At 40.8% G+C, this 10,978-nt stretch carries 7 protein-coding genes; 3 read left to right on the forward strand and 4 right to left on the reverse strand.

Translation table 11 applies throughout. From position 1 onward, the window contains the following. Positions 1 to 13 precede the first annotated feature (13 nt). Complete coding sequence (locus ABT310_RS04625) at positions 14 to 742, forward strand: MIP/aquaporin family protein (RefSeq protein WP_375325576.1); 729 nt, start codon at positions 14 to 16, stop codon at positions 740 to 742. Here the strand turns inward: ABT310_RS04625 and ABT310_RS04630 are convergent, their stop codons facing one another. The 4 genes from ABT310_RS04630 to ABT310_RS04645 all read right to left on the reverse strand — a co-directional run bounded on the left by ABT310_RS04630 (position 743) and on the right by ABT310_RS04645 (position 5,789). Further along, on the reverse strand, positions 743 to 2,014 hold the full coding sequence (locus ABT310_RS04630) for an NAD(P)/FAD-dependent oxidoreductase (RefSeq protein WP_375325577.1): 1,272 nt from the start codon (positions 2,012 to 2,014) through the stop codon (positions 743 to 745). It abuts the gene before it with no gap. Continuing rightward, a complete protein-coding gene (locus tag ABT310_RS04635; RefSeq protein WP_375325578.1) occupies positions 2,014 to 2,763 on the reverse strand; it encodes a glycerophosphodiester phosphodiesterase in 750 nt (249 codons plus the stop codon). The genes ABT310_RS04630 and ABT310_RS04635 overlap by 1 nt, the downstream gene beginning before the upstream one ends. Positions 2,764 to 2,864: 101 nt before the next feature. Continuing rightward, positions 2,865 to 4,739 (reverse strand): alpha-amylase family protein, encoded by a 1,875-nt coding sequence (locus ABT310_RS04640; RefSeq protein WP_375325579.1) that lies wholly within the window; start codon positions 4,737 to 4,739, stop codon positions 2,865 to 2,867. A gap of 30 nt (positions 4,740 to 4,769) precedes the next feature. After that, the gene (locus tag ABT310_RS04645) at positions 4,770 to 5,789 is read right to left on the reverse strand and encodes a LacI family DNA-binding transcriptional regulator (RefSeq protein ID WP_375325580.1); all 1,020 of its coding nucleotides are present in this window, start codon (positions 5,787 to 5,789) and stop codon (positions 4,770 to 4,772) included. A 360-nt stretch (positions 5,790 to 6,149) separates the two neighbouring features. Here ABT310_RS04645 and ABT310_RS04650 point away from each other — a divergent pair, with 360 nt between their 5' ends. After that, on the forward strand, positions 6,150 to 9,212 hold the full coding sequence (locus ABT310_RS04650; protein WP_375325581.1) for a SusC/RagA family TonB-linked outer membrane protein: 3,063 nt from the start codon (positions 6,150 to 6,152) through the stop codon (positions 9,210 to 9,212). Between the two features lie 11 nt (positions 9,213 to 9,223). Further along, positions 9,224 to 10,819, forward strand: a complete 1,596-nt coding sequence (locus ABT310_RS04655) for a RagB/SusD family nutrient uptake outer membrane protein (protein WP_375325582.1) — start codon at positions 9,224 to 9,226, stop codon at positions 10,817 to 10,819. Positions 10,820 to 10,978: the final 159 nt, after the last annotated feature.

The following is a 10,978-nucleotide window of genomic DNA, read 5'->3' on the forward strand; positions in this document are numbered from 1 at the left end:
TTATTTTTGACTTATGACTCCTTTTATTTCTGAAATTATAGGCACTTTTCTACTCATTGTTTTAGGGTGCGGCGTAAACGCCAATGTTTGTTTGCAAAATACCTACGGCAACAATTCGGGCTGGATTGTAATTACCACAGGATGGGCTTTAGCGGTTTATACGGGTGTTGTGGTTGCCGGTCCCTACAGTGGAGCGCATCTCAATCCTGCGGTATCCATTGGGTTGGCCGTTGCGGGCGAGTTTGATTGGGCTTTAGTTCCTGGGTATGTGGCGGCACAGTTTATTGGCGCGATTGGTGGAGCGTTTACCGTATGGCTTATCAATAAAAAGCATTTTGAGGCTACTAATGATGGTGAATTAAAACGAGCTGTTTTCTGCACTTCGCCAGCTATTCCAAATACCATGCTAAATCTTGGTTCTGAAATCGTGGGAACCTTTGTGCTCATTTTTGCGGTGTTATTTTTTACAGATGCTACAATTTCCACGGACAATACCATAATTGGTCTTGGTTCACTTGGAGCTCTTCCTGTAGCTTTTATTGTTTGGAGTATTGGACTTTCCTTGGGAGGGTTAACCGGTTACGCCATCAATCCTGCACGTGATATGGGCCCACGAATTGTACATGCCTTGGTTCCTATTAAAGATAAAGCAGATAAAGGTTGGGCATATTCTTGGATTCCTATTGTTGGACCAGTTTTGGGAGCTACGATTGCTGCCATCATTGCTATTATTTTACAGTAATTAAAGGGATGAAGCAATAGATTGGGCGGCCAGATAGGCTCCTGTCCAGGCATTTTGGAAATTAAATCCACCGGTAATCGCGTCTACATTGATGATTTCTCCAGCAAAATAAAGGTCAGGGTATATTTTGCTTTGGAAAGTTTTAAAGTCAATTTCCTTTAAATCAATCCCGCCTGCTGTAACAAATTCTTCTTTAAAGGTGCTTTTCCCATCTACTTTAAAAGAACAGGCCGTAAGTTGATGTGCCAAGTCATGCAGCTTTTGTTTGGTCAAGTCTGCCCAGCGTTCTTCGGGCAAAATTTGGGCTCCTGCGACCAATTTTTTCCACAGTCGATTGGGCAAGTCCACGGCTTGGGTTCTAAAAACTGTTTTTTTAGGTTCCTTTTGTTTTACTTCCCTTAGGTAAGCTTCCATGGATTCGGTTGAATAATCGGGCAACCAATTTACCTTGATTCTAAAATTATACTGGTAGTCGTGCAATAGATTGGCCCCCCACGCAGAAAGTTTTAAAATGGCCGGACCACTCAATCCCCAGTGCGTAATCAATAAAGGGCCATCAGAGTACAAAACAACATCTTGATTTACCTTACTTTTAAGATTTAGGGCTTTTTTATCCACCATGAAAGTTTTCTTGGGCAGCACCTCAACTTCGGCATTAGTGCTTATCCCGGGAATACCATCAATTCTTTCATCCTTTATATTGAATGTGAACAGGGAAGGAACGGGTGGAACAATTTTATGACCCAAGCCTTCCAAAATGTTCCAAATTTTGGGATTACTCCCCGTGGCCAACAATAATTTTTTGGTTTGATAATGTTTGTTCATGGTGGTAATTTGCCACCCGTCATCCACCTTTGTAATTTGCTTTACCGAACTATTTTTGAGGATATTCACCCCTAAGCGTACAGTCTCACCTACCAAACAATCGATAATGGATTGAGATGAATCACTTTTTGGAAATACGCGACCGTCTTCTTCAATCTTTAAAGAGACTCCTCTTTCTTCAAAAAAGGACATGACATCCATAGGGGCATATTTATGGAAAGGGCCCAAAAGCTCTTTTTCTCCCCTTGGATAATTCGTGGTCAGTTCTTTTGGCATGAACTCTCCATGGGTTACGTTGCACCGACCACCTCCTGATACCTTAACTTTGGACAGAACGGTTTTACCTCGTTCAAAAATGGCAATGTTAAGATGTGGCGCTTGCTCGGCTATATGAATGGCTCCATAAAAACCGGCCGCACCGCCTCCAACAATGATTACATCGAACATTAGTTCACCCTTTCTGGATAATTGGTGATAATCCCATCCACCCCAAATGATTTCATCTTTTCGATGTCAGCGGGTTCGTTTACCGTCCAGGTATACACCTTAAGGCCTTCTTTATGAATTTGGCTTACATTCTCCTGTGTCAACGATTCAAATTGAGGGTTAATGGCCGTTGCTTTAAGCTCTTTTGCTTTGGTTATGGCCTTTAAGGGGTCTTCACTGGTCAGCACTGCGATTTGTATACTGTCGTTGTATTCACGCATATCTTCCAACTCGTTCCATTTGAAACTGGAAATAATAAAATTTTCCGGAGACCATCCTTGCCTTTGAATATAACTTGAAACAATAAAATTAACCCTATCGGCAGTGTCATCTCCTTTTAACTCGATGTTCAAAGCCACTTTATTATCAATTAGCCTTAAGACATCTTGTAGCATCGGAATTTTGTGACCGCCATCCAAGGTCAATTTTTTTAGGTCTACAATATTGAAAAGTTCCAAGGGACCACTTGCATTGGCCAGTCTATCTACCGTGTCATCATGAAAAACCACGATTTCTCCGCTTTCAATTTTAAACACGTCTATTTCAATCATGTCCACACCCAAATCCATGGCTTTTTGGATAGAGGCCAAAGTATTTTCGGTTTCGTGGCCCATGGCCCCCCTATGTCCGATTACCAAAGGTTTAGAATTGGTCATTTCACAACTTGTTAAACATATAATGGCAGTTAAAGTTACAAGTAAGTTTCTCATTTTTTATGGTTGTTAGTTGGTTGCTAAAAATACAATTTGAAAATGAAATTAAGCAACAGGAATCATCCTTCAAATTCCACTTCACCTTATTTAATTCAGGATTATTCTGTTATACTAAAAATATAGGATTGTAAAGGTGCCAGTTCTACCTTAAATTGACCTTTTCCCTCTTTTATTTGAAGTTTGGGCTTTTCTTTAGCGTACAATTCATCTTCCAAGGTATATTCTCCATCCGCTAGATTCCATTTGGACACCACATCTTCAGGAAGTTTTAAATCGAAGGCATAATTTTTCTCGGCATCAAAATTGGAAACCACAATGAGTTTCTCCTCTGGACTCCATCGAACATAGGAAAGTACTCTATGGTCGTAGCCCTCTGTGTTATCCTTGTTATAAAAGTGAATTTCTTGATACTCCCCCATCAAAGCATCGCTTTTTATGGTAAAATTGAGCAGTCGTTTGTAAAAATCACGAAGCCCCTTTTCCTCCGCATTTAATTGGCCTCCATCAAACTTTTTATTGTTCAACCATCGTTGATGATGGGGCACGCCGATATAATCAAAAATGGAAGTTCGTGTCGGTTTTCCAAAACCAGCATCTTCGGCGCCTGGTTCTCCAACTTCTTGCCCAAAATAAATCATGGTTGGGGAAGTACTTAAAGTTGCCGATACTACCATTGCAGGTTTGGCAAGTTGTGCGTCACCCGCAAAATCGGGACTCGCTATACGTTGCTCGTCGTGATTTTCCAAAAAGTGAAGCATATGGTGTTCAATATCCTCCATACCTCGTTGAACCACGGGAATATGATCGGTCCAACCATATCCCTTCATGATGTGCTTGATGCTATCGTAAAGTTCAACTTTATCGTATAGGTAATCCATTTTTCCCAAATGGATGTAATCTCGATATAAACTTGGGTTGTACACTTCTGCCAATAAAAATGCATCTGGATTTTTCATTTTGATGCTGGAATTCATATAGCTCCAGAATTCAACAGGCACCATTTCAGCCATATCAAAACGGAAGCCATCTACACCAAAATCCAACCAATACAGTGCAATATCCGTGAATTTATTCCAAGAGTCGGGCAATGTTTTGTCCTTCCAAAATTCAAAATGTGCCTTATAATCCATATTTCGATAGGGCTCGGGCAACTTATCAAAATCTTTGGTGCCATCTGGCCGAACACCATAGTTTATTTTTACGGTTTCGTACCAATCATTAAAATGTGGTTGCGCCAATCGGGAACCATTTCCGGTCCATTTGGCCGGGTTTTCCTCAAATTTGGCATCTGCTAGAGGGTTTTTATCTCCCCCCAAGGGCAAATAACCATCTTGCCAATCAGGAACTTTAAAGGCTTCACCGGGAATGTAATAGAAATTATTATTTACATCGTATTCCTTGGCGGTATCATCGGCAGCTCCAAAATCGGAGACTCCATCTGGGTTGGTCGCTCCTTCATAATTACGGGCCACATGGTTGGGAACAATATCGATGATTACTTTTAGACCTGCTTTATGGGTTCTTTCTATAAGGTCTTTAAATTCTTGCAAGCGATTTTCGGGGTTCAGAGCCAAGTCTGGGTTCACATTATAATAATCCTTAACGGCATAGGGGGAGCCTGCCCGTCCTTTCACCACATCTGGATCGTCGTTCGAAATTCCGTAAGCCGTATAATCGTTGATCACCGCATGGTGCGGCACCCCTGTGTACCAAATATGGGTAACGCCCAAGTCTTTTATTTCTTGAAGTGCTTGATCGGTAAAGTCGGCAAACTTACCCACACCATTTTCCGCTATGGTTCCCCAGGGTTTGTTGGTCGTGTTTGTATTCCCGAACAATCGGGTAAAAACCTGGTAAACTACTTCTTTCTTTTTCATAGATATGGGCTGAGTGGTTTTAGTTGCGGTTTTCTGCTTACACGAAGATAAAGTGGCAAAAACAACCAAAAAAGCGAGTAGGTGATTTGTTTTCATGAAATTGAAGCTGTTTTTCGGTCTAGAAAATCAATGAGCAATGGAATCCCTAATTACCAAGGTTGGTTCCAGAATTTTGGTTTGATAGGTTTCTTCCTCGGCTTCACTTTCTATTTTGTCGATGAGCATTTTAGCGGAAACTTCCCCCATTTTTTCACCGTGTTGTGCCACAACCGTTAGACTGGGGTTGGCATATTTGGACAAAACACCATCGGTAAATCCGATAAAAGCAATGTCTTCTGGAATTCGCAACCCTTTCTCTTGAACCAGACGCATGCTGTAAACTGCAAAAATCTCATTTACGCATAACACGGCATCAGGTTCTTGTTCATTCAAAAAATCCTTAATGGCTTGTTCATCCATTTCCATGGAGTGCATTTTAAGCACGAGCGATTCGTTCACACCAAGCTTACTTTCTTCCAATGCTTTTAAATAACCATTGGTACGTTCCTTGCTTACACTCAAATAATCGTCGGTGGTAATCAGAGCTATCTTCTTCTTCCCCTGTTCAATAAATTTTTGGGTGGCTTGGTAGGCGCCCAATTCGTCATCAATAACCACTTTGTCGCATTCAACCTCTTGGGTAATCCTATCAAACAATACCACTGGAATTCCTTGTTCTGTAACTTCCTTTAAATGGTTGTAATCTGCCTTTCGTTGGGTTTCGGAGGAAAGTGACATAATAAAACCATCAATACTCCCATTGGCCAACATCTCCATGTTGATCACTTCTTTGTCAAAAGATTCTTCGGACAAACAGACGATTACATTGTACCCTTTTGCATTGGCATATTTTTCGATTCCACGAATAACAGTGGTAAAAAAATGGTGAACAATGTCAGGAATAACTACCCCTATATTCTTGGTTCGTTTATTTTTTAAGCTGATTGCTATATTATTGGGCTTGTAATTGTAAAGTTTGGCAAAGGCCTGTACCTTGTCCTTGGTATCGCGGCTAATTTCCTCGCTATTCTTTAAAGCTTTTGAAACCGTGGAAATGGACACCTCTAATTCCCGCGCAATATCTTTTAAAGTAATCTTTGCTTTCAACTATGTGGAATTTTCATGTTTGGAATAACATGGAAAATTAGTCAATAAAGTATAAATAAGCGGATAAAATGCTTCTTTTTAACAATAAAATTGAGGTTACCATCCTAAAATTTGACAATCGTAAAGCAATCAAATAATATTATGTTATATTAGAGTAATTATTGCGGTATTCGTAATTTATACACTTCTTTTCAAAAAAAAATAAAAGTAAACAGACTAATAATTGTCTATTTTACACTTTTTAAGTTATCAACACGAAACCGTTTTCGTTGCATAATGCGATATGTTTAAATTTTGATTAACCCTTTTTTTATATATGTTTAATCATTGAATTAAAATTAACTAAACTTTAAATTAATTATGAAGATGACGCTACTAAAAAGCTTTTTGCTTCTTGGGGCATTTCTGTGCTTCGGGTTGGCAAAGGCTCAAACCGTATCTGGTACCGTTTCGGACGCTAACGGACCGTTACCAGGAGCGAGCGTGTTGGTAAAAGGTACTACCAATGGTACGCAGACCGATTTTGATGGTAATTATACCTTAAGTGACATTGGAAGTTCTGCGGTATTGGTAATTAGCTACATAGGCTACAGTACCCAAGAAATTCCTGTAAATGGCCAATCTACCATTAATGTAACCTTACAAGAAGATGCTCAGGCACTGGATGAGGTGGTAATTATTGGTTATGGTCAAACTACAGTTAAAGATGCGACCGGTTCGGTTGCTGCAGTAACCTCCGAAGATTTTAACGGAGGGGTTATTTCATCCCCAGAACAATTGATCCAAGGTAAGACTTCAGGTGTTCAGATCACTCAATCGAGTGGTGAGCCCGGTGCTGGTATTGCCTTAAGAATTCGTGGTACCGCTTCAGTTAGATCGAACAACAGTCCTTTATTTGTTATCGATGGGGTTCCTGTAACCAACGAAAGTGTATCCGCCAGCGGTGCAGATGTTGGTGTTGGTACCAGTGGCTCCAAAAACCCGTTGAACTTCTTGAATCCAAATGACATTGAAAGCATGAGTATCTTGAAAGATGCCTCCGCTACCGCTATCTATGGATCTAGAGGTGCCAATGGTGTTGTTGTAATTACTACAAAATCCGGTAAAGGTGGTGGTTCTCAGGGACAATGGGGTTTTTCTACCAACTTAAGTATCTCTAAAGTAGCCAATACTTATGATTTGTTGACTGCTGAAGAGTTTATCGAGCGTGGAGGCTCAAACCTAGGAGGCGCTACCGATTGGCAAAATTATATCTTTAGAACATCAGCTTCTACGGACAACAACTTGTCTTATTCCCAAAACTATGGTAAAGGTAATGTGAGAGCTACTTTTGGATATTCCAAACAATTTGGGGTGATTGAAAACACCAACTTGGAAAGAATTACAGGTAGAGTGAATGCTGCACACCGTTTCTTTGACGACAAGTTCAGGGTAAATTTACAAGCTACCGTGTCAAGAATTAATGACCAGGCACCCTTTATCAGTAGAACTTCCGGTAGCACAGGTGACTTGCTTGCATCCGCATATTATGCGAATCCTACGCTAAGGGCAAATCCAAATATTAGCGCTGCACCAGATAGAAACCCTGCCAACCTTTTGGCCTATTACGATGACAACACTCACACAGACAGATTCCTTGGGAACTTATCTCTGGAATATGACATTACTGAAGAGTTGACTGCAAAGGTAAATATGGGATACGATACTTCCAGCTCCACAAGAGGTCAGGTTTCAGGGCCACAAATACTCGCTTTGAACAACGGTGCAGAAAACAATGGCCGTGCGGCAGTTAGCAATTTGGATACAGAGAACCGTTTGGTAGAGCTTACTTTAAACTACAATAAACAGTACGAAAACTCAAGTCTCGATGCGCTTATCGGTTTCTCTTTTCAAGATTTTAACAGAAAAGGTGAGAACATGTTGGGACAAGGGTACGGAACTTCCAACCTAGGTCAAATTATCGATGCAACCAACAGTGCTTATGATGCAACCAATGGGCTTGCAAGCAACTATCAAGCATACGGAATCGGTACGTTTCAAAATGATCCAGATGCGGGAGACCAATTCAGAATTTTGGGTCTAACACCAAATGTGAACGAGTCAACATTATCGTTGCCCAACATTCCAATCAATGCATTTACGGTAGATACTTTTGATAATACGGATGAACTTCAGTCTTTCTTCGGAAGAGTAAATTATACTTTATACGACAAGTATTTGTTCACTGCCACAGTAAGAGCGGATGGTTCTTCAAGATTTGGTGGAAACAATCAGTACGGGTACTTCCCATCAGCAGCATTTGCTTGGAAATTAAACGAAGAAGACTTTACAGGAGATGCCTTCTCAACTTTAAAAATGAGATTGAGCTGGGGTATCACAGGTAACCAAGACGGTCTTGGATATGGTCAATTTGTGAACAGAACAAGATGGAACCAACTAGGTATTGGTGCAAATTCACAAATTACCCCACCTGCAACTTCTGAAGTTGCATTTGCCAACCCAGACCTTAAATGGGAAGAAACAACCCAATATGGTTTCGGTATTGATTTTGGGTTTAATAATGATAGATTCTCAGGTAACATCGATTTATACCGTAAGGAAACAAGAGACATTCTATTGAATTTGCCAGCCGTACAGCCGGCAACTTCTCCATTCGTTTTCCAAAATGTTGATGGTGTGATCATCAACCAAGGTATCGAACTGGGCTTGGATTACGACATATTAAGAGGTGAAGATTTCAACTGGAATGCAAACTTTAATATCTCATACAACCAAAACGAACTTACCGATTACGATGGTCCAAACATTCAAGCGGGTAACCTTTACGGACAAGGGCTTACGGGAACTACTTCCCAAATCTTGACCAACGGAAAACCATTGTTCACCTATAACCTTCGTTTGGTTGATGACAATAATAACGTAGAGACAGACCCAACCATTTTAGACAAGTCTGGTCTTCCAAAGATTATTTCAGGTTTTTCTACTTCGGCATCTTATAAGAATTGGGATGCTTCCGTATTCTTCTCTGGACAATTTGGTCATTATGTGTACAACAATACGGCCAACGCCTTGTTTGCGGCTCCACAGATTGGTAGTAGAAATAACTTGAAAAGTGTGGTTGATGAAGGAATTACCCTATCTGCAACTAACCCAAGTACCTATTTCTTGGAAAAAGGTGATTTTGTAAGACTTCAGTCGGCTTCCATTTCATATAACGTTCCATTAAGTGGCGATGGCTCTCTAAAGAGTATGCGTTTAAGTGTAAACGGTCAGAATTTGTGGTTAATTACAGACTACAGTGGTTTAGATCCTGAGGTGAGCACTAGTGATGTACCTGCAAACGGTTTGCCATCGGCCTCTATTGATTACCTTCAATACCCAAGACCGAGAACTTTCACTTTTGGGGTTAATGTTACATTTTAAAAAATTGCACCATGAAGAAAATAACTAAATATTTAAATATTACGCTTTTGGCCTCGTTGGTGTTTTCATGCACCGATTTGGAGATCGAAGGTTCAGATTCATTAATAACAGACGGGTTTGCTGGTGTGGCAAACGTACAAGGTGAAGTTGCCAACCTTAGAAATATTGTTGCCGGAGGGCAATTAGGAAACCAAGAAGGACTTTTTGCACTTAACGAAGTTTCTACAGACGAATATATTGTACCCACTAGAGGTACAGACTGGGGAGATAACGGTAGATGGTTGTCCATTCACAGACAAACTTGGAACGCAGAATTGTCCGACATTGTTGTACCATGGCAACAACTTAACAGTGTTACCATTAACGCAACCCGTGTAATCAGCCCAAAAAGTGTGAATACGGCCGGCGGCAACATTACAGAGCAAAAAGCTGCGGCTCGTTTTTACAGAGCGTGGGCCATGCACTGGATTTTGGATATGTGGAGACAGGTTCCATACAGGGATGTTGACCTTCCTAACAGTGCAATACCAGAAGTATTGACTGGACAGGTTGCCATTGATTCTATTGTAAACGATTTGAACATTGCCATACAAGATTTGCCTGATGTAACTGCAGGTGACGGTATTGCATTAAAATCGAACCCAACAAAAGCCTCAGCCCTGCACCTATTGGCTAAAGTTCATTTGAACAAGCATGTTTACCTTGAAACAGCTCCAGACCCTGCAGACATGCAAGTGGTTATCGATGCCGTTGATGAAATTGCAGCAAGCGGTTACACCCTAGCTGCCGAAGGAGAATTCTTCGATATTTTTAGACCAAGCAACGATGTAGAGACCATTTGGTGGTCACCTGCAGACGCAGGTTCTAGAATGTGGCATACGTTGCACTACAACCAAAACTTCCCCGGATTTAATGACGGAGGTGGTTGGAACGGATTCACCACGCTTGCGGAGTTCTACGACCTTTTCGAGGGACCTTCTGATACTAACTATCCCGGTGACGGTCAAGAAGAGCGTAGAGGTATGGTACACGACCCAAGTACAGCAAATGCAGAAAACCTAGGTATTGGTTTAGGATTTTTGATCAACCAACAATACGAGCAAGATGGCACTCCATTAAATGCTAGAGATAATGTTGGTGGAATTCCATTGGTGTTTACAAGAGAAACTGAAAAAGCAGAATATACCTCTCCAGGTGATGATGCTGTTTTGGAAACCTCTGGTATTCGAATGTTGAAATATCACCCAAATGAGGAAGGTGGAGACAGAAGACAACACGTGGTTAAATATCGTTTTGCCGATGCTTACCTAATGAAAGCCGAAGCCATGTTCAGAATGGGGAACAGCCCATTGGCCATGATTAATGATCTCCGCGCTATCCGAGGTGCTTCTCCCTTAGCCACAATCACAGAAGATGATTTGTTGGCTGAAAGAGGACGTGAATTGTACCAAGAAGCGGTAAGAAGACAAGATTTGATCAGATTTGGTCAATACCTAAGAGCTTGGAACCTTAAAGAAGCTGGAGATGCAACAAGATTGATTTTCCCAATTCCAGTTTCCGATGTTTTGGCCAATCCAAACTTGGTTCAAAACCCAGGTTACCAATAGTATAAAGTTTAAGCTGTTTTATTAGCACAAATGCCGCCCACAATCCATGGGCGGCATTACTTTTTTTGAACAAGCCATAAATATCAACAAAGAAAAGATTAATGAAATATTAATAGCTTCCAATTATTTTGAGATAAGCCTTCAACTTGGTAGATTGTA

The organism is Flagellimonas cixiensis (assembly GCF_042134615.1).
GTDB lineage: Bacteria > Bacteroidota > Bacteroidia > Flavobacteriales > Flavobacteriaceae > Flagellimonas > Flagellimonas cixiensis.

Coding starts and splice junctions, on each gene's coding strand:
- ABT310_RS04625 (WP_375325576.1), top strand. CDS start 14: ATGACTCCTTTTATTTCTGAAATTATAGGCACTTTTCTACTCATTGTT.
- ABT310_RS04630 (WP_375325577.1), bottom strand. CDS start 2,014: ATGTTCGATGTAATCATTGTTGGAGGCGGTGCGGCCGGTTTTTATGGA.
- ABT310_RS04635 (WP_375325578.1), bottom strand. CDS start 2,763: ATGAGAAACTTACTTGTAACTTTAACTGCCATTATATGTTTAACAAGT.
- ABT310_RS04640 (WP_375325579.1), bottom strand. CDS start 4,739: ATGAAAACAAATCACCTACTCGCTTTTTTGGTTGTTTTTGCCACTTTA.
- ABT310_RS04650 (WP_375325581.1), top strand. CDS start 6,150: ATGAAGATGACGCTACTAAAAAGCTTTTTGCTTCTTGGGGCATTTCTG.
- ABT310_RS04655 (WP_375325582.1), top strand. CDS start 9,224: ATGAAGAAAATAACTAAATATTTAAATATTACGCTTTTGGCCTCGTTG.